This is a genomic window from Neolewinella xylanilytica (genome assembly GCF_002934605.1).
GTDB classification, from domain to species: Bacteria; Bacteroidota; Bacteroidia; order Chitinophagales; family Saprospiraceae; genus Neolewinella; species Neolewinella xylanilytica.
This window is the reverse complement of the sequence record NZ_PTJC01000005.1, coordinates 830,403-853,779: the sequence shown is the minus strand read 5'-3', so window position 1 is coordinate 853,779 and position 23,377 is coordinate 830,403. Positions and strand designations below refer to the sequence as shown.

At 61.7% G+C, this 23,377-nt stretch carries 15 protein-coding genes; 3 read left to right on the top strand and 12 right to left on the bottom strand.

Annotated elements, in window-relative coordinates; all coding sequences use genetic code 11:
* Positions 1-9: 9 nt before the first annotated feature.
* Complete coding sequence (locus tag CLV84_RS03400) at positions 10-2,379, top strand: glycoside hydrolase family 127 protein (protein ID WP_104418328.1); 2,370 nt, start codon at positions 10-12, stop codon at positions 2,377-2,379.
* A 22-nt stretch (positions 2,380-2,401) separates the two neighbouring features.
* Here CLV84_RS03400 and CLV84_RS03395 read toward each other — a convergent pair whose 3' ends face one another.
* The 9 genes from CLV84_RS03395 to CLV84_RS03355 form a co-directional block, all read right to left on the bottom strand.
* Positions 2,402-3,091, bottom strand: a complete 690-nt coding sequence (locus CLV84_RS03395) for an NUDIX hydrolase (RefSeq protein WP_211295145.1) — start codon at positions 3,089-3,091, stop codon at positions 2,402-2,404.
* A 409-nt stretch (positions 3,092-3,500) separates the two neighbouring features.
* A complete protein-coding gene (locus CLV84_RS03390; RefSeq protein ID WP_146088691.1) occupies positions 3,501-4,922 on the bottom strand; it encodes a hypothetical protein in 1,422 nt (473 codons plus the stop codon).
* A 98-nt stretch (positions 4,923-5,020) separates the two neighbouring features.
* Positions 5,021-6,220 (bottom strand): purple acid phosphatase family protein, encoded by a 1,200-nt coding sequence (locus CLV84_RS03385; RefSeq protein WP_104418326.1) that lies wholly within the window; start codon positions 6,218-6,220, stop codon positions 5,021-5,023.
* Positions 6,217-7,374: a phosphatidylinositol-specific phospholipase C1-like protein gene (locus CLV84_RS03380; protein WP_211295142.1), complete on the bottom strand. Its 1,158-nt coding sequence runs from the start codon at positions 7,372-7,374 to the stop codon at positions 6,217-6,219. The genes CLV84_RS03385 and CLV84_RS03380 overlap by 4 nt, the downstream gene beginning before the upstream one ends.
* Positions 7,375-7,522: 148 nt before the next feature.
* Positions 7,523-8,704 carry a phytase gene (locus tag CLV84_RS03375; RefSeq protein ID WP_104418325.1) on the bottom strand — a complete coding sequence of 394 codons (1,182 nt, stop codon included), beginning with the start codon at positions 8,702-8,704 and terminating at the stop codon, positions 7,523-7,525.
* Positions 8,705-8,835: 131 nt separating this feature from the next.
* A complete protein-coding gene (locus tag CLV84_RS03370) occupies positions 8,836-11,574 on the bottom strand; it encodes a TonB-dependent receptor (RefSeq protein ID WP_104418324.1) in 2,739 nt (912 codons plus the stop codon).
* 247 nt (positions 11,575-11,821) lie between these two features.
* Entirely contained in the window at positions 11,822-12,706 is an 885-nt protein-coding gene (locus tag CLV84_RS03365; RefSeq protein WP_104418323.1) for an MORN repeat-containing protein, read from the bottom strand.
* Positions 12,707-12,730: 24 nt separating this feature from the next.
* On the bottom strand, positions 12,731-13,555 hold the full coding sequence (locus CLV84_RS03360) for a DUF2490 domain-containing protein (protein ID WP_104418322.1): 825 nt from the start codon (positions 13,553-13,555) through the stop codon (positions 12,731-12,733).
* Positions 13,556-13,565: 10 nt separating this feature from the next.
* The gene (locus CLV84_RS03355) at positions 13,566-15,506 is read right to left on the bottom strand and encodes a hypothetical protein (protein ID WP_104418321.1); all 1,941 of its coding nucleotides are present in this window, start codon (positions 15,504-15,506) and stop codon (positions 13,566-13,568) included.
* 142 nt (positions 15,507-15,648) lie between these two features.
* On the opposite strand from CLV84_RS03355, the gene CLV84_RS03350 reads away from it, so the two are divergent.
* Entirely contained in the window at positions 15,649-16,923 is a 1,275-nt protein-coding gene (locus CLV84_RS03350) for a carboxypeptidase-like regulatory domain-containing protein (protein WP_104418320.1), read from the top strand.
* Positions 16,924-17,411: 488 nt separating this feature from the next.
* On the opposite strand, the gene CLV84_RS03345 is transcribed toward CLV84_RS03350, so the two are convergent.
* Together CLV84_RS03345 and CLV84_RS03340 are read right to left on the bottom strand one after the other, a co-directional pair.
* The gene (locus tag CLV84_RS03345; RefSeq protein WP_104418319.1) at positions 17,412-18,758 is read right to left on the bottom strand and encodes a Gfo/Idh/MocA family protein; all 1,347 of its coding nucleotides are present in this window, start codon (positions 18,756-18,758) and stop codon (positions 17,412-17,414) included.
* 421 nt (positions 18,759-19,179) lie between these two features.
* The gene (locus CLV84_RS03340; protein WP_104418318.1) at positions 19,180-19,965 is read right to left on the bottom strand and encodes a 3-keto-disaccharide hydrolase; all 786 of its coding nucleotides are present in this window, start codon (positions 19,963-19,965) and stop codon (positions 19,180-19,182) included.
* 118 nt (positions 19,966-20,083) lie between these two features.
* On the opposite strand from CLV84_RS03340, the gene CLV84_RS03335 reads away from it, so the two are divergent.
* Positions 20,084-20,977: a TIM barrel protein gene (locus CLV84_RS03335; protein ID WP_146088690.1), complete on the top strand. Its 894-nt coding sequence runs from the start codon at positions 20,084-20,086 to the stop codon at positions 20,975-20,977.
* A gap of 255 nt (positions 20,978-21,232) precedes the next feature.
* Here the strand turns inward: CLV84_RS03335 and CLV84_RS03330 are convergent, their stop codons facing one another.
* On the bottom strand, positions 21,233-23,110 hold the full coding sequence (locus CLV84_RS03330) for a rhamnogalacturonan lyase (RefSeq protein WP_104418317.1): 1,878 nt from the start codon (positions 23,108-23,110) through the stop codon (positions 21,233-21,235).
* Positions 23,111-23,377 lie beyond the last annotated feature (267 nt).

Sequence of the window (23,377 nt, the reverse complement as noted above, 5' to 3'; positions counted from 1 at the left end):
CAGCTACTTATGAACCGGCACCTACTTTCCTTCCTGATCGCCTGCGGCGCCATCGGCCTGCTCTCCGGCCAGCAACTGCAAAGCTTCCCCCTATCCGCGGTAAGCCTCGAAGCCGGTCCCTTCCTGCGGGCCCAGCAAACGGACCTGGACTACATCATGAAAATGGACCCGGACCGCCTGCTGGCCCCCTACCTGGAAGAGGCCGGCATGGACCCGGAAGCGGAGAACTACGGCAACTGGGAAAGCTCGGGCCTCAACGGCCACATCGGCGGGCATTACCTCTCCGCCCTGTCGCTCATGTACGCCTCCACGGGCGACGACGCCGTCCACGAGCGACTGACCTACATGCTCGATCGCCTGCAGGAAGCCCAGGAAAAAAACGGGAACGGCTACATCGGGGGCATTCCCGACGGGAAGCCAATGTGGAAAGAGATCGAGGGCGGCGACATCCGCGCCGGCGCCTTCTCCCTCAATGACCGCTGGGTCCCCCTCTACAATATTCACAAGATCTTTGCCGGCCTCCGGGATGCCTACGACTACGCCGGTAGCGAGCAGGCACTGGACATGCTGGTCAAACTCTCGGACTGGTTCGTGGAAACCACCGAGGATCTTTCGGCCGAGGAAATGCAGGATATGCTCCGCAGCGAGCACGGTGGCCTGAACGAGATCTTCGCCGACGTATACGCCTACACGGGTGAGGAAAAGTACCTCGACCTGGCCCGCCGCCTCTCCCACGAGGTCGTCCTGGATCCGCTGCTGGTACGGGAGGATCGGCTGACCGGCATGCACGCCAACACCCAGATTCCGAAGGTGATCGGCTTCGAGCGGGTGGCCCAGGTGACCAACGATACGAGCTGGTCCGGCGCGGCCGACTACTTCTGGCGCACGGTAGTGGACGAACGCACCGTCTCCATCGGCGGCAACAGCGTCCGGGAGCATTTCCACCCCGCCGACGACTTCTCCAGCATGATCGCCTCCAACCAGGGGCCGGAAACCTGCAACACCTACAACATGCTGCGGCTAACCAAGATGCTCTACCTCGACAACCCCGGCCAGCAATACATCGACTACTACGAGCGAGCGATGTACAACCACATCTTGTCTTCCCAGCACCCCGACGGCGGATTCGTGTACTTCACCCCCATGCGGCCCCGCCACTACCGCGTGTACTCCCAGCCCCAGGAAGGCTTCTGGTGCTGCGTAGGCTCGGGGCTCGAAAATCACGGCAAGTACGGCGAACTGATCTACGCCCACACCGAGGACGACGTTTACGTTAATCTCTTCATCGCCTCCACCCTCGACTGGGAGGAGAAGGGGCTGCAGCTTCGGCAGGTAACGGACTTCCCCTACAAAAGCAACTCGGAAATAGCGCTGAGTTTGGAGCAACCAAGTCGTTTCGCGCTCCACCTTCGCCATCCGGGATGGGTGCCCGAAGGTGCCTTTGCCGTTTCCGTGAACGGGGAAGAGCAATCCGTGACCACCGACCAGGCGGGCTTCGTCTCGATCGACCGGGAATGGAAAAGCGGCGATCGCGTCAGCGTCAACCTCCCGATGGAAACCCGGGTAGAGTTCCTGCCCGACAACTCCCCCTGGGCTTCCTTCGTACACGGCCCCATCGTACTGGCCGCGGCCACGGGGTCGGACGATTTGGAGGGGCTGTTAGCGGACGATAGCCGGATGGGCCACGTGGCCGCCGGTGAATTTCTCCCCCTGGACGAGGCACCGATGGTGGTTCAGGACGGGGGCGAGCTGAGCAGCCAGGTGAATGCACTCCCCGGGGATTCGCTCCGCTTTACCATCGCCAACGCGGTTACGCCGGATGGTTCGGAAGCCCTTGTTCTCCAGCCGTTCTTCGAAGTACACGACAGCCGGTACATGCTCTACTGGCGAGTCACCGATCCGGACGAGCTGGAGCAAATACGGACCGACATGCGCGCCGCGGAGGCCGAGCAGCTTGCCCTGGAAGCCTCCACCGTCGACCACGTCGCGGCGGGCGAACAACAACCGGAAACCGAGCACCGCTTCGCCGGAGAACAAACCGACAACGGGAGTACCGACGAAGGAAAAAGCTGGCGTTCCGCCCGGGGCTGGTTCAGCTACGACCTGAACAATACCGCCAAGGCGGGCAAAACGCTGCGCATTATCCACGAGGCCGCCGGCCCCCCCCGCAAATTTGACGTGCTGATCAACGAAGAGGTCGTCCAAGCCGTCAGCCTGCCGGGCTCGCGGGAAGGGGGCGAGCAAACGCTGGACATCCACATTCCGGAAGCCGTCCTGAACAGCGCCGCCGGGGAAGCCTTCACCCTTACATTCGCCGCGGCGGAGGGGTCATTTACCGGGCAGATCTATTCCGTCCGCCTCCTGAAGGAAGTGGATTGATCCAGTCCGTTCGACTGGGACGTTACAGATTTAGCGTGGTGCGGCTTCGCTCTTGCTTATCGTATTCCTCGGCATCGAAGCGGAAGAGAAAAGCGCCCTTGCGCGAGGTGGATTTATCCTTCTCGTTCAGTTTCTCCAGGAAATTGAACGAGCGGATCTTGCTGCTGAAGTTTCGTTTGTCCAGCGTCACGTTCCAGATCGCCTCGTAGAGCGTTTGGAGCTGGCGCATGGTAAACTTCTTCGGTAGCAACTCAAAGCCTACGGGCTCCGTCTGAGCCTTTGTCCGCAATCGTTTCAGCGCGGCCGCCACCATTTCTCCGTGGTCGAAAATCAGCGGGGGGAAATCCTCGATGTTGAACCACTGGGCCGAAAATTGCCGGCTCAGCTTCTGGGAATGCTTATGGATATCGATCAGCGCATAGTAGGCGGTGGATACGATGCGGTCTTCCGGGTCCCGGTCGATCTTACTGAAGGTGGCGACCTGTTCCATGTAGATGTCGCTCAGTCCGGTATACTGGCTGAGGATCCGCGTCGCGGCATCCTCCAGCACCTCGTTGGTCTGGAGGAATCCGCCCACCAGGGACCACTTCCCCATTTCCGGCTCGAATCCGCGTTTAATCAGCAAAACCTTGAGAAACTCCCCGTCAAAGCCAAAGACAATGCAATCCACGGCGAGAAGCAGTCGCTCCCGGCTGAAATCCTCCTGCATCATACCGCTGAATATTGTAGAAGATTCGGCTTCTTCCCCCGTCGCGGCAGCTGGTGTAGGGGCCCTAACGGCTTGGCTCCTGGGGGGCAAAAGCCGGAGAAACGGAAATGTCTAGCGATATCCTCCTGCATTTGCTTTCATGAACTTTACCAGGTTACACGTTTCCCGCACGATAATACGAAAAGTGCCGCCGTTGGGCGATCGGAAACCGTTCCCGTCCGTTCTAATCAGAAGCAGGTCGCCACGGTTCAAATCCTGGCATGATCACTGTAGACTAGCCTTAGCAACGATCCTCCACAACTACTGGAGATGCCTTACCGGCGAACCGGCTGTGCGGTAGGCCGTAACCGAATGCGGCGTAGCTCCGGGCCGGTGGAGAGAAAAATTCCAGCCGCCACCATACCTCTTTACCTTACAGCACGATGATCTCCTTTACCCAAAGGGCATCCTCACTTCCGTTCTCGTAGACCGCGATCCGGATGGTGGGGATCGGCTCCGGGGGACCGGGCTCCTCCACGGGCATCGTTGGCGGGAAGATGGTGTCCAGTCCGATGAGGCACGGATACGGTGGCAGCTCCTGCACGGTATCCATCTCGGGATAAGGATTCCCCTGGTCGGAATAGCAGGGCTGTAGGGGAGATGGCACCGGCACCGAAGGCGGGGCTGGCGACCATTGCCGCGTGAATTGCAGCTCGAAATCGACTTTACCCGTCCGGGTCGTGGTGAAGGTGCGGGCGGTATTCGGCCCGAGGGAACCGAATTCCCAGCCCCGATCCGGTTGAATGGAGTTGAACATCCAGCCGGGCCCGCTAATATCCACCCGTAGGCTCTGGTAGGGAGCCGGCAATTCGGCCGCCAGGGAATAGGCATCGCGGGAGTAAATGGTATCGCCGGTCAGAAGCACGTTTTTGCCGTAGGCACCGTTTTCGGGGTATTTGATGCTGTTGGTGAACGTGAATTTGGTATGGTCCAGGAAGTGCTTCACGTACGGCCCGAAGTCCGGAATGCTCACCGTTACGCCCATGGCTTCGTAGCGGGCAATCAGGTTTGCCCGGATGGCTTCCGGGTCTAGCGCAACGGCATTGTTGACCAACGTGGAGCCGACGCTTTGGCTGTTGACCACGCCGTCCTGCCGCAGGTCGGTACTCATATTACCCAGCAACTCGGAAAGGTCGGCCACCTCCTGGTAGCCCTGAAGGATAAGGGAAACGGCCAGCAAAATAGCATTGCCCTCACCCGCCTGCGTAATGTCCAGCAACTCGGAAGCCGTCATGCCCGCGGCGTCGATCTCGAAAACGGCCAGGATCTCCCGCTGCGCCCGGGCCTTCGCGGCGGCAAACGCAACGCCCTCTGCGAGGAGGTACTCGATACGGGCCTTCTCCAGACTGGAAAGCAGATTCACGTTGAGGCTGTTCCTTTCGCTCAGGTCGGAGAGCGCGAAGAGCGTCAACTGGCCGGAGGAATTGGCGTCGGTTACTTCGTTATAATAAAACCCGCTGGCCTGCACCTGTACGTACTGCGATTCCAGGCTGACATTGCGGACGGCGTACGTCCCCTGGTTGTCCAGCAGCTGTGTGGTGTACGTCTTACCGGTGGGGACCAGGAGGGAGTCAAGTTCCGCGAGCGTCATGGCCGTCCCGTTCAGAAAAGGGCCTTTTTGCACGTAGCCGCCTACTATATCGTAGGTAACTACCGGCTCGGGGGGCCCTGCCGGTTCGGGGGGAGGTGCCGGTTCGGGGGGTACCACCATTACGGGTTCGATGATTTCCTTTTCACACGCAGGAGTAAGGAGAAGCAGCAAACTTGCCGTAAACAGGTATTTAATCTTGTGCACGTATGGGCCTTTGGTAGGTTGAAAACGGGTTGCCCGGGGCCCTATTGCGCGATAACACCCTACCGAAAAGCCGCCGGATCAGCTGCCTAAGACGCCGTTCATCGGGTAATGGAGAACGTATCCACCACCGCATTATCCCGCGTACGGTAAGCCGTACCCACGATGGTATCACCCTCCACCGATAGGCCCAGGTACACCCAGTCGTGCACCGCCCGGGCCACCAAATCCGGGTGGCGGCAGTTTTCCGGGTCGGGGGTGTAGGGGGTGGGATCGCCCTTGGTGCCCCGCAGCTTTCCCCCGCTTCCTATGGTGATGCTGGTGAAGCCTTCCGCACCGGGCGTACCGTTGCCGTCCATCGGACGCAGCCGCTCGTAGGTGTGGGCGTGGCCGTTCAAGACCAGGTCGACGTTGTACCGTTCGAATAGTCCGTAGAGCCCCATCACCGCAGGGTAATCCTGCTTGTACGTGCAGCTTTTCCCGTTGTGGTGGAGGTAGACGACCGTCCAGGTCGTTGCCTCCGAGGGACGGGCCAGCTCGCTTTCCAGCCAGGCAAGTTGAGCCGTCGAATCGTACAGTTCCCCGTTAGCTCCGCTGTCCAGCGCCAGGAAGCGGACGTTCCCCTGGCGGAAGGCGTAGTAGTGCTCGTTGCCCGGCAGCTTCCACTCTTCCATGTAATTGGCTTCCGGTTCGTGCCAGTCGTGGTTGCCCAGTACCGCGTACACCGGGGTGGTCGGGAAGTAGCCGGCGAAATGATCGAAGAGGCGCTCGTCGTACACGGCGCTCTGCCCGGTGGGGTAAACGATGTCGCCCAGCAATAGCCCGAAGCGGTAGGTCGTCGGATCCCGGACCAGGGCGTCGTTCAGCCAGCCCGGCGTTCCTTCCGTTTCTTCCGGCTCCCCGATATCGCCCACGGCGAAGAAGCGGAAGCGGGTGGCCGTATCCGCCAGGGGGGCGGGAAAGACGGGATCGGTCTTCAACAGCTGCCGGCCGTCGGTCAGCACCCGGTAGGTGTAGGGTTCACCCGGTACGAGACCGGTGAGTACGACTTCGTTTTCCACCACTCCCGTATTCGTCGGGCGCACCTTTCCCACGGCCGTTTCCCAGGTTTTCGTACCGACCCGCCGATAGGCAACCGCTGCCTCCTCCCCCGCCCGGGTGCGCCAGAGAACGGTAGCACTGTCGCCCAGGGCCATTTGCAGGTAGGGGGCACGCGCCAGGTTAGTCCGCCCCGCCGGGGTGTAGGTGGAGCAGCCTAGTAGCAGTCCCGCTACGCAGAGGAGGAAGGGTAATCGTTTCATTTTTCGGGGGATAGGGTTTCGGGGCAGGCCGGGCCCTTCGACAGTGGATTACAGCGGACCAGGACCTCTCCCGGCAGCCGCACCCGGTAATCGTTGCCGAAGCGCGGGTCGGGCTGCTCGTAGTCCGTACTGATGTAGTGGGCTCCGCTGGCCAGCGCGGCTTCCAGTCGGGAATAATCGTTGTTCCTGGCTTCCGTGGTTCCGGCGTCGGCGCGGGTCCGGACTAAAAAACCCTGCCGCACGAGGTCCCGGATCTCCGCTTCGTGGCCGACGGGGTCGTTTCGGAACAGGATCGCCGCTTCGTCCGCGCTCGGGTCGGTGGTCACGAAGAGTAACCGACCCGCCAGACTCGGATAACCGTCGGTGTAGATAGCCGTTTGCCCGGCTCCCGCGTCCAGCACGAAGAAGAACCTTCCCCGGGCGCGATCGACGGTCGGCCAGTTGCCCGCCAGCACGGCATCCCGCAGGGTCGCGAAGGTGTCCCGTACCATGGCGGGCGTGATCAGGCGATCCGGGGATAGTACCCGGCGCACTTCCTCGTCCAGGGCGGTAAACGCCGCATCGTCGAAGGGCAGGGCGGCCGTAAAGCCTGGCCGGTCGATGCCTCCCTCCTTCGCGTTAATGGATACCAGCACGGGCAGGTGGCCCGGGTTCCCGTCCGACCAGGCCCGCAGTTCTTCCAGGCAGGCCCGAAGCGTTCCGCACGACGAGCGGTAGTCGATGTCCTGCACGTGGAGCACCTTAAAGCCGGGGCGGTCCAGCATTGTCGTGTCGAGGGGTTCGGGCCGCAAGCCGTTTTCCCGCTGCATTCGCAGGCCGTAGGGGTCCCGGTAGCGGCCGCCTTCGGGGTCATGGAGTACGTCGATCTCCAGGCCGCGCACCCCCAGGTCGAGTTGCTCGCGCAGCGGCGGGTGGGCGTAATCGAGCGACCGGGCCTGGGCGCTGTCCAGGGCCATCAGTTGCTGCATGACCGGCCCGTCCATCGGCCGCTTGTAGCTATTGTGGGTGGCCACGACCTGCAGTTCGTTGATCCGGGCGGGACCATCCGCCTGGGCTAACAGGGTAGGAAGCCAGGAAAGCGCGGCCAAAAGCAGCAAAACGGCACGGTGACGATAAGGGATCATGGCGGGAGCAGGGATGTAGACGACTTGCATCGGTCGATGTAAGGCGCTGGGCGATCGGACGGTCTCTGAAACGGAAGCTTACTCTAACATGCGTATACTTTTCCAACGGACGCTGTGCCGGGGTAAGCTCCAGCGGTCCGGCGCCCGCAATCTACCACGGGCCGCGTGGCCCCCGTGGTTATAACGGCAACTTCGGCACCTTTCCGAAATCGACGTACTTGAAATTCTGCGGATGCAGGGTATCGCCGGCGTAATTAAAGCCGTCCTGGACGACGAGTAGTCCCCCGGGGAAGCCCGGTAAGGGGGTAGCCATGACTTCCAGGCCGTCCGTTTCCTCGACACCGTCGACCGCACCGTCGACGATCTTGAAGCTGCCCAGGTAATCGTTGTCCCCGTCCCGGTCGAAGAGCGCATAAGAAAAGTTCCCCTGCATACTGGCCACCAGGTAACCCCTGCCGTCCGTTGCTTCGTAGAGCGTCAGCCCCTCCACGTCGGCCACCAGGTCGGTGGGATCGTCGACGCGGGCGGCAAGCAGTCGGGCCCTCGTGGGATCGTCGTTATTGGGATCGGCCCGTTCCTGCGCTCCGGCGCCCAAATACCCGGCCTGCAGCGGCAGCTTCCATATCCCGGCGGCTTCCTCGCCTACGTAGAGCCAGCCCAGCTCGTCGTCCGCGACCATGCCCTCGGTCTGGGAGGGGAACTGCACTTCGCGGACTAGCTCCAGCCCCAGTTTCGGGCCGCGTTCTACCACGCGGAACTGCTGCAGCAACCCATTCTTCCCGTTTACGATCGCATATACGTCCCCACCGGAGCGCCCGAGGCAAAAACCATAGACGTCGTCGATTTTGGTGCTATCCATGCGAAGGATGCCGTCGGCGACGGGGGTGAGGGCCCCGGTTTGCTCGTCCACCCGGTAGAGGTCTATGGCCTGGTTGGTGCGGTTGCTCGCGCCGAGGAGGGTGATGCGCTCCTGCCCCAGCGGTACGCCGGTCAGGATGTCGACGTTGTTGACGTTGCCGATCGCGTAGTAGGCGACCTCCCGCCCGGCGAGGTTATAGGCGGCCAGTCCGCTGGTTTTATTGCTGCCGAAGACCAGGCTGCGCCCCGGATCCGTGGGATGCACCCAAATGGCGGGATCGTCGGCGGCGTCGTCCATCACGTCCGCGCGGGCGGAGGCGGTTTCCACCGAGGCGGTAACGCTGTGTTCGATGAGATCCCGACCGGCGTAGGCGGCTACCAGTGCGAGGCTGTCCTCCCGGGCTTCGGTGACGGAGGCGTCCACGGCCTCAGCGGGGTGGGGGCGGCTACAGGCGGCCAGCAGGAGGAGGGAGAGAAGATATATGGGATTTGGGTAGTGCATGAGAGGTGGATTACTCGTCAGACGAGCCCCACGCGCTTCGCGCTCGGAGGACTCGGCTGACGAGGGCTTCGCGCTCGGGGGACTCGGCTGACGAGGGCTTCACACTCGGGGGACTCAGCTGACGAGGGCTACTAGCGGGTCAGGTCGAACTTTACGCCGGCATCCAGGCGGACGTTATAGTATTCTCCCTGGTAGGTACGGGAGGGAATGCCCTGGAAGTAACGTAGCGGCTGGTTTAGCAGATTATTGGCATTGGCGTAGAGGGTTAGCCGCGGGGTGGCGGCGAAGTTGACGTTAACGTCTAGGTAGGTGACCCGGTCGTAGTAGACGTCCTCGAAGGACTCCTCCCCTACCTCCTCCACGAAATCGGACGCGTAGTTGAAGCTGACGCGGGTGGTGAGCTTGCCGGTATCGTATCCGAGGCTGGCATTGAGGGTATGCTTCGGCGATCCGGGGAGGGTCAGTTCGTCGTTTTCCCGGCCCTCGAAGTTGAAGTCGGTGACCTTGGAATCGATGTAGGTGTAGTTGAAGTACACGCTTACGCCGGAAAGGGCGGGGGCGATAAAATCCAGTTGCCGTTGAAAGGCCGCCTCGAAGCCGAGCAGCCGCGCGCTGCCCCCGTTGATCGGACGGGAGAACTGGCTGTACTCCGTACCCTCGAACGGGTAGTCGTCGAAGGTCTGATCCACGATGAAATCGTCGATGTCTTTGTAAAAGACGCCGGCGGAGACCAGTCCGACGCTACCGAAGTAATGCTCGGCCATCAGATCCAGATTAAGGCTCAGGGTGGGCTGGATGTCGGGGTTTCCGATGCTGATCTCGTCGCCGTCTTCGATGGTGCGGTAGGGCACCAGGTCGAAGTAGTTGGGTCGCGCCAGGGTATTGGTGTAGGCGAAGCGGAAGATGGTGGTTTCGTCGCTGGCGTACTTCAGGTGCAGGCCGGGCAAGAAGTTGGTGTAATCGGAGGTTTCGGTAGCGGTGGCGGTGAGGCTTTCCGCCTCGTCGTCGTAACGGAAGCCGGCGTACTCCAGGTTCGTGCGTTCCAGGCGCACACCGGCCAGGGCCGTCAGTTTAGCGCCCACCTGCTGCTCCAGCATGACGTAGCCACCGAAAATGTTCTCGTTGGCGGTGAAGTTCCCCGCAAGCTCGCTCAGGTCACGTTCTCCCTCGAAGCCGGCGCCCCCGAGGTCGAGGTTGCCGACGTATTCCGGATCGACGAAGGAGCCGGCGGCGTAGTCTCCGGCGAGGAAGCCGGCTTTGCTTTCGTCGGTCAGGTGAGCGAGACTCTGCGCTAGCAGGGCGTCACCTATGGGTTCGTATTCGAAGAAATCGTTGTCGCGGACTTTGTCCTTGGTCCGTATCCGGCCGCCGAACTTCAGGGTATTGCGGTAATCGCCGGTACTGGTGAGGGGCAGGGCGAAGTCGAGGCGTCCGTTCACGTCCACGTCCTTGGTAAACTGATTTTCCTCGGTGAGGGTCGACAACTCCCAGGCGTCGGACGGCCCGCGGAAGTCGGGCTCCACGGCGGCGATGTAGGGGCGCTTGGGATTGCCGAAATCTACGGTCACCGGCACCGGGTCGCCGGTACCGTATTCGAAATAGCGCTCGTGGGGGCGAGTCTCGTCCGCCCGCGCCCAGGAGGCGCTCCAGGTGGTTTTCAGCGTACCGAAGAGGTGCTCGCCGTTGAGGTTAAGGGTGGCCATCGACTGATCCTCGAGGCGGGCGTACTTTTCGTCTTCCGTGCCGGATTTGGTTTCCCGCTTCAGTTCCGCTATCCACTGGTCGCCATCCCGCTCGATGTCGGTGTATTCGGCCACGTAGCGATTCTCGAAGTCGTTGCGCTGGTTGTAGATACCGCGCAGGAAAACGGTGTGGCCCGGCGCAATTTTGTAGTCCAGCCCCAGGGAAAGGCTTTTCCGGACCCGCTGGAGGTAGTATTGCCGGATCTGGATTTCCGCCGGATAGGCATCGCTGGGGTCCTCGTCGTAGGTCCATTCGGCTTCCACGTCGTCCGATCCGAGGTTGTTGTTGAAGTAGGAGCCGGAGACGATGAGGCCGAGGGCGTTATTGGCGAAGCGTTCGCCGTAGATCAGGCTGCCGTTGTAAGTGGGTTCGTCGGCCAGGAAGTTGTAGCCGCCACCGAGGGTGCCGCTGATGCGCCGTTCGTAGGGTGCCGCACGGGTAACGAGGTTGACGGAGCCACCGATGGCGTCGGCGTCCATATCGGGGGTAACCGCCTTACTTACCTCCACGGCCTGGACCATATCGGCGGGAATCAGGTCGAGCTGGATGGAGCGGGTTTCTGCCTCGGCGGAAGGGATGCGCTCCCCGTTGACCGTCACCGAATTCAACTGTGGGGAAGTGCCCCGAATGTTAGCGAAACGGGCTTCCCCCTGATCGTACTGAACGTTGACGCCCGGTACCCGCTTGAGGGCATCGCCGATGTTCTGGTCCGGAAAGCGGCCGATCTGATCGGCGGCAATCACGTTGGTGATGTTGAGGGCCGACTGTTGTTGGTTAAGCGCCCGGGCTTGTCCGCGCATCTGACTGATGACCGCTACTTCGGCGAGTTGCACGCCGGGGGTCAATTGTACGTCGACAGAAGTCGTTTCTCCGTCGCGCACCGTTACCGTACGCTCCGTGGGGGTAAATCCGATGTACGTCACGCGAAGCGTATGGGCTCCCACGGGCACGCCGAGCAGGTCGAAGTAGCCGTCCTGGTCGCTGACGGTCATCCCCACCTCATCCAGACTGAGGGTAGCCCCGGCTAGGGGAAGGTTGGCTTCGTCGAGTACGCGGCCCGTCAACTGCTGGGCGTTGATACTGGTACAAATAAGTAAAAAAGTGTAAAGGGTAGCGCGTGTTCTCATGTGGTTGCCGGGTAAATCGCAAAGGTGCCCGGCAGCCGTTAAGCGTAGATTAATCCCGTGCTAAATCGGGTTCCAAAATGGAGGTTGGGGTGTTAAATCTGGCCCGCGTATGCTGCTCCGCCGACCTACCACCACGTAACATCCCCCCTCAAAAGCCTTCCCCGCCGGTTGGCCTGGCCGGAGTGAGCATCCTGATCAAAAGACTTTTGCTAGACCCGTCGGCGGACCAGCTACGCTGTGCGGACGCCTACCGCTGCTCCACCAATTCGTCATCGTCCCACTCCCCCTGGGCCACCACTTCCCCGTCGGCGTCATAAAAAATCCCGTCTCCTTCCCGGAGGTCGTTGTCCCATTCACCGATGAAGATTTCCCCACCGGGAAAGTGGTAAGTCCCTTCGCCACTGCGTTCGTCTTCCTCGTATTCCCCCTCGTAGTAGGCGCCATCCGGCCAGTGGAACTCCCCCACCCCGTGCTTCTGGTTGTCCTTCCACTCTCCCAGGTAGCGGCTGCCGGAACTGAGCAGCGCGACCCCCCGGCCGTTCGCCTTCCCGTCGCGCACGTCCCCCACGTAATACACCGCGTTGCCCTGGCGGCTCTCGAACGTCAGGTAGTTGCCGCCGCTACTCCGGCGCAACTGCCCCTGCAGGTTGCGGATCTGCATGTCGGCCTTCTGCAGGGCAAACAGCAGGGAATCGTACTGGGCGGGACGGGATTCCGCGAGGGGCATCGACCGAACGGGGGAAGACCCGACTCCCGCAAGTGGCCGGGATACGGTCAGCACGCCCCGGGAAGCCCGGATTTCCAACGAATCCAATACCGAGCGTATCTCCAGCAGCCGGCGGGCGTGTTGGATCCTCGACGTCACGGCTCCCCGGAGTGCCAGCAGGCTATCGGGTGGCTGCAATGCCTCGTATTGCCGCAGGGCCGCTTGGTAGTCTCCCCGGTTAAAAATGGAATCCACGGCCAGCAGGCTGGTGTACGCCTCTATGCGGGAAGCCTGCTCGCTAAGTCGCTGCCGCAGTTCGGTGGTCTCTTCATCGGGGGCGTTCAGGCGAAGCAGCGCGTAGCCGGCAACGACCGCGGCAACGATAAAGAGCAGGGTGAGGGTCAGGAATCGTTTGGATTTCAGCATGGCTAGTGGGTTTATCCCGGCGGATCACTCGGTGAGGTGAATCATCGGTAGCTTATTCTTCACTTTCCGGAAGTCAGGGGAGAAATACATGTGGACCCGCCACGTCCACTTTTGTTTGTAGTAGGCTCCCTTGGCCAGGTCCTGCCCCATGGAGTACATCAGCCCGGTGGCGAAAGTGAGCCGGGGGTTGACGATGTAGCCGAAGGAAGTGTGGAGGCGCAGGTCTTCCAGCGGACTGTCCACCACCGCCTTACCACTCTGCATGATCAGTTCGGCTTCCGGCCCCACGTAGAAGGCACCGGGGGAAAGCTTGGGTTTGTTCAGCGGGATCTTCATCGAGATCATGTAGCGCCAGCGGTTGCGGAAGATCCAGTCATCGGCTTCGGTATCGGTAAAGCCCCGCGTCCAGCGGTGCTCGAGCCGGATCCGGTGGTACAGCATCAGCCGGGAAAGATGTTGGGCGAAGAGGTATTCGTGCCAGATCCGGTATTCGGGTACGGTGCGCCGCTCCCCTTCCGGCACCTCGTCCTGGTTGAAGTTGAACCGCATCACCCCGCCGAGGCTCACCCGGAAGTACTTCGAATAAAGGTAGCTGATGGCGTGGCGGTTGTATATCTGCCCGATCTGCCCGGCCAGGGGCAGCCGGGCCGATTCCTGGAACCGGAAGTGGGTCTGCGCCACCCAGAAGAAACGGTCGGACAGGCGGATGTTGCCGTAGGTATTGATCCAGAAGGCGGTGAGCGGTTCCTTGAATTCGGATTCCGCAACGGGTTCGGTTTGCTGGGCCGACACCGTCAGGCAGCCAAGAACCAGCAACAGCGTGGTGAGGGAGCGCTTGTATTCGAACATGGCCGGTGGATTATTGGGGTTCGGAAGCGGTGAGCAGTTCCAGGATTTCGGTGGGCTTTTCCACCTTACGCAGGCGGCTTTCCAGGGCGTCGGTCTCGGCGGTGCGGAGCGCGAGCATCCGCCGGTGGAGGCTTTCCAGGGCGGACTGGAGCGCACCGGCGGTATCGCACGTCAGCCCTTCTCGGACCCGATCGAGGTAATACGGGATTAACCGGTCTTCGTAGGCCCGGTAGAGGCGTTTCTTCACCACCTCTTCCATGACCGTGGCGGTAAAGTTATTCCATACTTCATCGGTGTAGGCCGCACGGACCTCCTCCAGCTGGCCGGGCAGGCGGATCAGCTGCAACGCCAAGGCGTCCAGGTCTTCCACGCAGCGGATCAGCTGCTGGGCGGCCTCCCCCTTTTCCAGTACATCCTTGGTGGCGGCGTAGCGCTGGAATTCGGCTTTTACCAGGCGTTGTACCGATTCCAGACCGAATTGCTCCGGCAAAACCCCGATGTGGCTTTCCAGTAAGCTGTCGAGCAGGTAATATTCCCGGGTAAGCTGCTCTTCCAGCGCGGTGACGGCCTGCCGGCGCTCGCGGGTATTGCTCTTCTGCCCGAGGGCCACCCGGATGGAATCGACGCTCGCGAGCACGTACTTCGTGAGTGCTTCCACGGCCGGCAACCCCTCTTCGCCGATGGCAAACCGGCCGGCACCCGGACCGGCGAACGTCCGGCTTTGGCGCCCCGCGGCATCCGGATAGGTGACCAGGATCTCCCCGTCTTCGACACCCCCGGACCAGAGGTAGCCAAGGTAGGCCGGTCGCGAAACGTAGGGCAATACCTCCCGCTCGTAGGTGTTCCGGAGGGTTCGTACCGGCTCCAGGAGGCTATCGCGCAGGGCGATCACGGCGGCCCGCAGGTAGGCCACCTCCGGATCGGCGTTCTGCACCACCGATAGGGCCGTGTTGTCGAGTAAGGCTTGGCTGATGGTATCCACCGCCCGCAAGTCGGCGTCGATCGAGGTCAGCTGAGCCACCTCCCGGCGGGTCAGGGGGTCGACGGGCAACCGCACCCGGAAGAGCGGACGGCCGGCCTCCCCGCCCAGGGCCCGTATCGCCGCGAAGGTCCGGGCGTAGGCCTCGGCGTTGGTGGTCAGTAGCTCGATGACCGGATTACCGTCGAGCGCACGCTCCTCTCCCTGCAGCGCCAGCTGGATGGATAACCAATCGAGGTAGCGGGCGTCCAGGTCGACCAGCTCCGTCTTCCCCGATAGCAGCGGCAGCACGGCCACGGTATCGCCGCGGGTTTCGGGCTCGTTGACGATGTGGAGCAGTTGGCCGTCGTCGAAGGTCCACTGCTGGGCGGTTTCCAGGTCCGTATAGACCGTCCAGGCATCTTCGGCCACCCCGTCGCGCTGCACCCGTCCGAGCAGTACCGTGGCGCCGGATTCCAACCGGAAGGACTGGCGGGCCACCCCCGCCGTAAAGTTGATCGCGCTGCGGAGCAATACCTCCGCGGTATCCGAAGCCACCACCCGGTGGATCGTCTGCGTCCAGAGGCTGTCGGGCTCCCCATCCAGGAGCCGGCCCGTGGCCTGGTGGCGGATACCGTCTACGGCTACCCGGTAGTATCCGTCCCGCAGGGCGACCGGACCGCCCAGCCCGTACATCCCGAACTCGAAGGTCCACGGTCCTACCGGCCCGTCGTCCACGTATTGGCCGGTGAAGGTAAACGGCCGGTCCGTTCCGGTGAGGAGGGCCCGGGCGTTGGCACCGCGGAAGGTGAAGGGTCCTTGCCGTACGGTATCGCGGCGGCGGAGCTGGTAATTGTACGTAGCCGCCCCAGCAAACTCACCGAGCGTATAGCTACCCGAGAAGGTGGAGCTGTCGCGCTGCTGCCCGGCCAGGGAGATTGGATCCAAGGCAATAAGGAGGCACAGCACGCCAATGCGTATCGCGATCTTCAAAGGCAAAATGGTTAGTGAGACGATCGGGCGGACAGAATGGTACCGCTACCGACGCGGCTTGTTCAAACACCGAGCTAATTTTTAGTTGTCCAATCAAATTCAGCCCTCGGATTCCCCCTATCTTCTAGGCAAAATCGACCTCATGCGCGTAATCCTGCTTTTTCTGCTCGTCCAGAGCAGCCTCCCTGCCCAGTACCGCATCAACGGCTACGTGCTGGACGACGTCAGCGGCGAGCCCGTGCCCTTTGCCAGCGTTTTCCTGGAGGATAACCAGGGTAAAGGCGTCCTGACCAACGAACTCGGCGCCTTTGCCATTACGCTCGACAGTACGGAGCGGCACCGGGGAACACTGGTCTTTACCTCGGTCGCCTACGCGCATCAATTCGTCCGCCTATCGGAAGCACTCCCTTCCCCAACCGCCGGGGAACCCCAGCAACTTAACATCCGCCTGGAAACCCAATTCGTGGATTTGCCGGGCGTGACGGTGCTGTCCGACCTGGGACTACGACAACTCGTACGCCGTGCCCTGGACCGCGTACCCGACAATTACGGCGCCGAGGAATACCTCATCAAGGCCTACCATCGCTCCTATTTCGCCACCAATCAGGGATTTGCGCAACTCAACGAAGCCTATCTTACGATCAAGGACGAACCCTACGGAGGTAAGTCCATCCGGGAGCGAGACACGCGCACCTACGTAGACCAAATGGAAGTTATCAAGGGAGCGGAAGATGTCCCTCCCCACATTCGCAAGTTCTTCGATCAGCAGCAGTTCTTGACCCTAGGCTACAACTGGGTAGCCAACCAGTTATATGAGGTTCGCTTAGGTCCGGTATTCCAGCCCAGCACCAACGATGACTTACACCAGCTCACCTTTCGCCAGATCGGAGAATACTTGTCCGGTACCGACACCCTGGTTCGCATCCGCTACGCGCTGGATTCCCTCACCTACGCCCGGGAGCAGCCGGAAGGCCAACGACCCGATCACGTCGGGGAAGTCGTCATCAATAAGACCGACCTGGCGTTCTTAGAGATCAAAACATTGAAGGAGGGAGACCCCACCGCCATCTATACCGCTTACCAGAAAGTGAATGGCAAGTACTACCCCCAGCGGTCGAGTTTCAGCTGGTCGCTGGATCAGGATTTCCGGCAATATCCGCGTATCTTCAATGTATTCTTTTACGTCACTGAAGTGATCACCGATCCCCGAGAGATCAAGCGGTATAAAACGGGCAAACGACTGCAGGGAGGGGAGCCGATGTCCGCCCTCCGCATTCGTCACGATCCGGCGTTCTGGCAGGGAGAAGAGCGCATGCTGCAGCTACCGGTGGACGAAACGCTGAAATTCGAGATGCGCAACCTGCTGGACCTGCCGGAAACCCGGCAGGATTCGGTGTCGCGGGACACTTCCAAATAAATTGGTCCACACCCCCTGGTCCGCCGAGCGCTAGCTCGTCTGCCCAGGGGGTGGTAGTCAGGCCCTCTCCCCCATCCGGAGCAACCCCTCGGCCGGTCAGCTACACTGGGCGGACGACTGACGAGCGAAGCGAGCATCTTCACACAGCAAAATCTGTGCCCATCCGTGCAGTAAATCGGTAAAATCCGTGTGAACCCAGCCGAAGGCAAAACGAGCGAAGCGAGCCCTTAATGCCCAACCCGTCGGCCGGTCAGCTACACTGGGCGGACGACTGACGAGCGAAGCGAGCATCTTCACACAGCAAAATCTGTGCCCATCCGTGCAGTAAATCGGTAAAATCCGTGTGAACCCAGCCGAAGGCAAAACAAGCGAAGCGAGCCCTCAATCCCCTACCTGTCGGCAGACGAGCGAAGCGAGCATCCCCGCAAATTCAGCCATTCAAAAATTCACCCATTCACCCATTCACCCATTCACCCATTCACAAATTATCAGAACTCCCGGTAATCCCCAGCCAAGTACTGATTAGCCTCCGCCTCGTCAAACTGCGCCGACTCCGCGTTCCAGTGCAGGGTCTGGCCCGGGAATCGGCCCGCCACGACGCCCAGCAGGATCACCTCCGTCAACCGGGCGGCGTAGCTGAAGGGAGCACTGGTTTCGTCCTTGCCCAGGCAGGCATCCACGAACTGGTGGTAGTGCTTGGGACTCTCGCTGGCGTAGTTGCGGATCGGCTCGCCCAACTTCAGGGATGCCGCGGCGTCCGCGATCTCGGCATCGATGTTCTGGTAGGCACCGTCCACGATCAGGCGGGGCTCCTCCATGAAGTGCGGCAGGAGCAACCGCCCCTTCTCGCCGACAAAGACCGCCCCCTGCTCGGGCAGCGCATCACCGTTCGGCAATTGCAGCTCCGGGTGGCCGGCCGGGGCGCCCGGGCCGTCGTACCAGACCCACTTCAGCCGGTCGCCGGTGTAGTCGGTGCCGGGAAATTCGTAGGTCACGATGTTGTTCTCCGGGAAGCCGTAGCCGTTCGGGGGCCGGCACTCGTTCATGACGGTGAGGGGCACGTCCAGCTCCAGGGCGTTGTAGGGCGTATCGAAGATGTGGACGCCCATATCGCCGAGGGTGCCGCAACCGTAGTCGAGAAACTTCCGCCAATTGGTGGGGTGGTACCAGTCTTCTACGTAGGCCCGCTCGGGCGCGGTGCCGAGCCAGAGATCCCAGTTCAGCGCTTCGGGCACCGGGTCGCTCTTAGTGGGTTGCGGACCGTTATAGCCCCAGTTCTTCGGCGACCAGGCGCGCACCGTATCCACCTTGCCGATGATGCCGGAACGAATCAGTTCGGTCGCCATGCGGTAGTCGTAGAAGCTATGTACCTGGATACCCATCTGGGTCACCAGCTTGCGTTCCCGAGCCACGCGGTCCATCTCCCGGGCTTCGGATACGTGGTGGGTCAACGGTTTCTGGCAGTAGACCGGCTTATCCATTTGCATCGCCAGGAGGGAGGCCGGCGCATGGCTGTGGTCGGGGGTCGCTACGATGACGGCGTCAATCTCGCCGCCCATCTCGGACAGCATGACCCGGTAGTCTTCGAAAGCCCGGGCATTGGGATACGTGCCCTGCACCTCCGCGATCATCCGCGCATCTACGTCACAGAGGGCTACGACCTCGACCGACGGGTGGGAAGCGATGGCTTCCAGGTCCGACCGGCCCTGAAAGCCGAGGCCGATATGGGCGGTCCGCAACCGGTCCGCCTTCCCCTGCTTCGACGTGGCGCACTGGGGAAGCAATACCGTCGCCGCCAGCAACGAGCTCCCCTGAATAAATCTTCTTCTTTGCATGGCAATTGATTATCTGCGTCCCATCCCCAAAGGCACGGGCAACCTTATTTGGACAAGGTACTAGAGATGCGGGAAATACGGGGGATTTGCTTGGATCCCAGTGATTGGTGATTTTTTTGACCGCGAGGCCCTCCTGCCGCTGCGCTGGGGGTTGACCTCGCCACTCCCAAAGCGTCCCTTCCGGGGCCGGGCGTACCCTGGTTCGGAAGGAACGAGCCGCAGGCGAGCAGCGCGAACGAGTGAAACCAATCCGTACAATCCTGTACTGCGGGAAACCCCGAAGTAGCGGCGCAGCCAATCCGTGCAAATCTGTGCCCTAATCTGTGAATGACGAAGTCAATCTGGGTTGAGAAAAACGAGCCGCAGGCGAGCACCCCCGCCCGTTGTACCTCCTACTTCAAACTTTAAACATCGTACTTCCCTACCGCTCCCGAATCCGGATATTCCGGAACCACAGCGGACTACCATGGTCCTGCAGCACGATGTACCCACTTTTAAATTTCCCGTAATCCGGCGCATTCTTCCATTTTCCGGAGTTGCGCTTCGCCTCCCAGTCTTCCGAATAGGGCACGAAGGAAAGGACCATCTCCCCGTTTAGCCAATGCTCGACCCGCTCCGGGGTGTACACGATGCGGGTGCTGTTCCACTCACCGGCGGGGTTGAGGTGCTTTTTGGTGGAGTCGGGGGTATACATGGCGTAGTCGGCGGCGGTGCTTTGCCAGTCCTGCAAGCGTTCCGGGTGATCTACGCCGAACTGGCTGTTGTAGCCGGTCAGGTCGTGGATGTCGGCGTAGCCGGCATCGTCAATGAGCTGGTATTCGGGGGCCACCTCGGAGGGAGCATCGTAGCCTTCCTGCACGTGGTACAGGATGCCGCTGTTGCCACCCGGGGGGATTTTCCAGTCCAGTTCCAGCTCGAAGTTGTCAAACTCCCGCTCGCCGTAGAGAATGTCTTTTCCGCCGGTGTAGTCCTGTTCCAGTTCCACTTCGGTGTCGAAGTACAGCACGCCGTCTTCCGCCACCCAGCCCGGGGGCATTTCCTCGGCGTTGTAGCCGCGCCAGCCGTCGGTGGTTTCCCCGTCGAAGAGGGTGATCCACTCGGATTCCGTTTCCGCGGCCGCCGGCTCGCTTGCAGCGGCAGATTCGTTTTGCGCCGGAGCGCAGGAGAAAAGAAGGACGAACAGGGAAAGACAAACGGGTAATTTCATCGGGATACGTTAAGGAATCTGGCCAAAAGATAAGGGATCAGTATTTTCCGCAACTTAGTTCTATAGCTCCCGCGCCCCGCCGCCGCCTTTTTTTAGCGTAGCGCTTATCTTGAGCTGCGTGAACAGACGTCGATTCCTTCAAACCGGCGGCGCCCTAGGAGCCGCAACTTTGCTTTCCGCCGCCCCCCTCTCCCAGGATCGGGATCCCAGATTCCCCATGGGGCTCCAGCTCTTTTCCATCCACGACGCGATGACCGACGACGCGGTCGCCAGCCTGGGCGCCATTGCGAAGATGGGCTACCGCGACGTGGAGATCTTCGGCTTCGATGGCGACCGGGGTACCTTTTACGACCGTCCCGCCGCGGAATTCCGCACCCTTCTCGACGATCACGGACTCACGGCCTCCAGCGGGCACTTCGGCTTCGCTTCTTACCTCTACCGGCCGGCCGATGAGATGACCGCCTTCGTCGATCAGTGCATCCGGGGGGCCAGGACCCTCGGCCTGTCGTACATCGCCTGGCCGTGGATGGCCCCCGAACAACGTACCGCGGCTACCTTCGAATTTTTGCCCGACCTGCTCAATTCCATCGGCGCGCGTGTTCGCGCCGCCGGACTGGGCTTCGCCTACCACAACCACGGCTTCGAATTCGAGCCGATCAACGGTCGGGTGCCCTTCGACGGTATCGCCAAAAAAACCGACCCCGGACTGGTGGAACTTGAACTGGACATGTACTGGCTGATCCGCTCTTCCGACCTCACGCCCCGGCAAATGGTGGATCGCTACCCCGGCCGCGTCACACTCTGGCATGTCAAAGACATGGACAAGAAAACCGAAGATTACACCGAGCTCGGCCGGGGTAGCATCGACTATCCCAACCTGCTTCCCGATCCCGACCGGTCGGGGCTGAAGTTCTGCTACGTCGAGCAGGGCGGGAATTTCGCGAGCAGCTCCCTGGAGAGCGCGGCCACCAACGCCCGCTACTATAAAAAGCATTTGCAGCGCTTCCTGTAGACCGTTTTTTCGGCCGGCCTGGGCACGCTTCTACGAGACCGGCACCAACTACCCCGTCTTCGTAGGCCGCGACGGAGCAGTGATGACACCCTCGCTTGAGTCGCATTCGAGCGAGGCGTTAACTACAACCGGATCGACGATTGAGCCCGGGAGGCGACGCATTAGGTTCGTCCGCCGAGCGGAGCCCACGGAGTTCGTCTGCCGGCGCGGGCCGGGAGGAAGGACGAAGTACAGTGGGGCGATGAACCCGGACACTTACTTACCCCCGACTAGCCGGACCGGGCGCCGGGGGGGTGCCTCCATATTCGGCCCGATGAAGAATTCCGGGTGCGGCGGCTGGTTGTAGGCCACGTTCTGCCAGGCTACGGCCACACGGTATACCGGATTGTGCATCAGCGTAACGAAGCGGTGCTCCGTCGGGATCGTGGTGGTATAGATCCGCAACTCCCGGTTGTCTTCGCTGCGCAGGATGACCTCTTCGCGCCAGTCACCAAACAGGTCGGCGCTGAGGGCGGGGGTCGACTTCGTGCCGTTGTTGGAGGTGGCGCCTTCGGCGAGCAGGAGGGTGTCTACGGTTTCGTTTTTCCAGTCCCATTTGGTGACGGTGTTGCCGGTGAGGAGTTCGCGGAGCAGGTCGCCGTCCCACCAAACCGCGAAATTGCAGGAAGGCGGTTTGTTCTCGGAGATCAGCTCGCCCTTGGCACTGTACAGACCTTCGATGTTCGCGCCCCGCACCCACTGCTCGTTGCCGGGGTACCGGGGGTCGATATTCGCCGATAGCCCGCGCCCCGGGCCTTCGCCGTCGTCTCCCGCCTTGATCGAGGGTTTTTTCCAGAGTACCTCCCCGGTGTGGGCGTCGCGGAAGTGGGCCCCGGCATCGTCAAAGCGCTCCTGGATGTCGAAGATCTCCAGCCCGGGGCGGGACGGGTCCAGGTCGGATACGTGGAGGGCATCGCCGTGACCGAGGCCGGTGGTGTGGAGGCCCGTGCCGTCGTCGTCGAGCACCATGGCCCCGTAAATGATCTCGTGGCGGCCGTCGTCATCCACGTCGGCTACGCTTAGGCTGTGGTTGCCCTGCCCGGCGTAGGGGGCGTTTTCGGGATTGCCGTCATCGCTGTCGAAGGTCCACTTTTTAACCAGCGCTCCGCCGCCGAAATCGTAAGCGGCAACCACCGTACGCGTGTAATAGCCGCGGGCCATAATCAGGCTTGGGTTTTCACCGTCCAGGTAGGCTACGCCGGCGAGGAAGCGGTCCATCCGGTTGCCGTAGCCGTCGCCCCAGATCGCCTTCAGCTGTTCGGTGGTGGGCGATTCGGTGTCCGGGTGGCGGGGCGGATCGTAGTCGACGGTCGACAATGCGGCCCCCGTCCGGCCGTCAAACACCGTGAGGTACTCGGGGCCGGCGAGGATGTAGCCGGCGTCGTTGACATAATTAGCGTTGCCGTCTCCGATCACCGTACCCGCGCCGTCGGTGGTGCCGTCGGCGGTTTTGCAGGCTACCTCGGCGCGGCCGTCGCCGTCCAGGTCGTAAACGATGAACTGGGTGTAGTGGGCTCCCTCGCGGATGTTGCGGCCCAGGTCGATACGCCACAGCAGGGTGCCGTCGAGTTCGTAGGCCTCCAGTACGGGGGCGGTGGTCATCCCCGAGTGGCTGTTGTCGTGGCCGCGACCCACCTGGTGGAGTACGATTTCGTACTGCCCGTCGCCGTCGAGGTCGCCTACGGAGGCATCATTGGGCGTGAATCCCTCTGGGGTCCGGAGCGGTACGCTGAGGTAGTTTCGGACGGGTGCTCGCGCCGGCAGGGTAAAGCTCGCGCCGGCAGCGTCCGCGGAGCCCTCCGCCCGCTCCACCCGGTAGGTGACCGGACTGGAAAAGGGGACGTCGCGGTCGGTGAAGTTCGTCCCCTCGCTGATGGCTGTCGCGGTGATTCGTTGGGGTTCGCCGTTGCCTACCGTACGGTAGAGGTGAAACGCCGCATTTTCCGGGTCGGTAACCAGCAGCCGCCAGCTGACGAAGGCTTCTTGGGCGCCGGTGCGCAGGGCAATGACGCCGCGGTCGAGGAACTCAAGTCGGGGTTGTGCGAAGAGGGTGACGGAAAGGAAGAGAGAAAGGGTAATCAGGCGATAGGGCATACAGCAAGATAAGTAAGCCCGTTCGATCTACCGACTAAAGCCCGGAAGGCCACCGTGGCTGGTCCGCCGAGCTACCGCCAAGGGCACCACCGAGCCGGTGGGCGTAACGGCTCGTCGGCCCAGCTACTGGAAAAAGCACTATTCCCCAAGCCTCGCCCCACCAAACCCGTCGGCCGACCAGCGGAGCTGTGCGGACGACTGGTCCTCGTCGGCCCGGCTACCGTCGCTGGTCCGCCGAGCTACTGCCAAGGGCACCACCGAGCCGGT

What these genes read in the sequence shown, in the direction of transcription:
- CLV84_RS03360 (WP_104418322.1), bottom strand. Translation starts at nt 13,555, where the DNA reads ATGTTCGAATACAAGCGCTCCCTCACCACGCTGTTGCTGGTTCTTGGC.
- CLV84_RS03375 (WP_104418325.1), bottom strand. Translation starts at nt 8,704, where the DNA reads ATGCACTACCCAAATCCCATATATCTTCTCTCCCTCCTCCTGCTGGCC.
- CLV84_RS03330 (WP_104418317.1), bottom strand. Translation starts at nt 23,110, where the DNA reads ATGCCCTATCGCCTGATTACCCTTTCTCTCTTCCTTTCCGTCACCCTC.
- CLV84_RS03380 (WP_211295142.1), bottom strand. Translation starts at nt 7,374, where the DNA reads ATGCAAGTCGTCTACATCCCTGCTCCCGCCATGATCCCTTATCGTCAC.
- CLV84_RS03340 (WP_104418318.1), bottom strand. Translation starts at nt 19,965, where the DNA reads ATGAAATTACCCGTTTGTCTTTCCCTGTTCGTCCTTCTTTTCTCCTGC.
- CLV84_RS03395 (WP_211295145.1), bottom strand. Translation starts at nt 3,091, where the DNA reads ATGATGCAGGAGGATTTCAGCCGGGAGCGACTGCTTCTCGCCGTGGAT.
- CLV84_RS03370 (WP_104418324.1), bottom strand. Translation starts at nt 11,574, where the DNA reads ATGAGAACACGCGCTACCCTTTACACTTTTTTACTTATTTGTACCAGT.
- CLV84_RS03365 (WP_104418323.1), bottom strand. Translation starts at nt 12,706, where the DNA reads ATGCTGAAATCCAAACGATTCCTGACCCTCACCCTGCTCTTTATCGTT.
- CLV84_RS03400 (WP_104418328.1), top strand. Translation starts at nt 10, where the DNA reads ATGAACCGGCACCTACTTTCCTTCCTGATCGCCTGCGGCGCCATCGGC.
- CLV84_RS03350 (WP_104418320.1), top strand. Translation starts at nt 15,649, where the DNA reads ATGCGCGTAATCCTGCTTTTTCTGCTCGTCCAGAGCAGCCTCCCTGCC.
- CLV84_RS03345 (WP_104418319.1), bottom strand. Translation starts at nt 18,758, where the DNA reads ATGCAAAGAAGAAGATTTATTCAGGGGAGCTCGTTGCTGGCGGCGACG.
- CLV84_RS03385 (WP_104418326.1), bottom strand. Translation starts at nt 6,220, where the DNA reads ATGAAACGATTACCCTTCCTCCTCTGCGTAGCGGGACTGCTACTAGGC.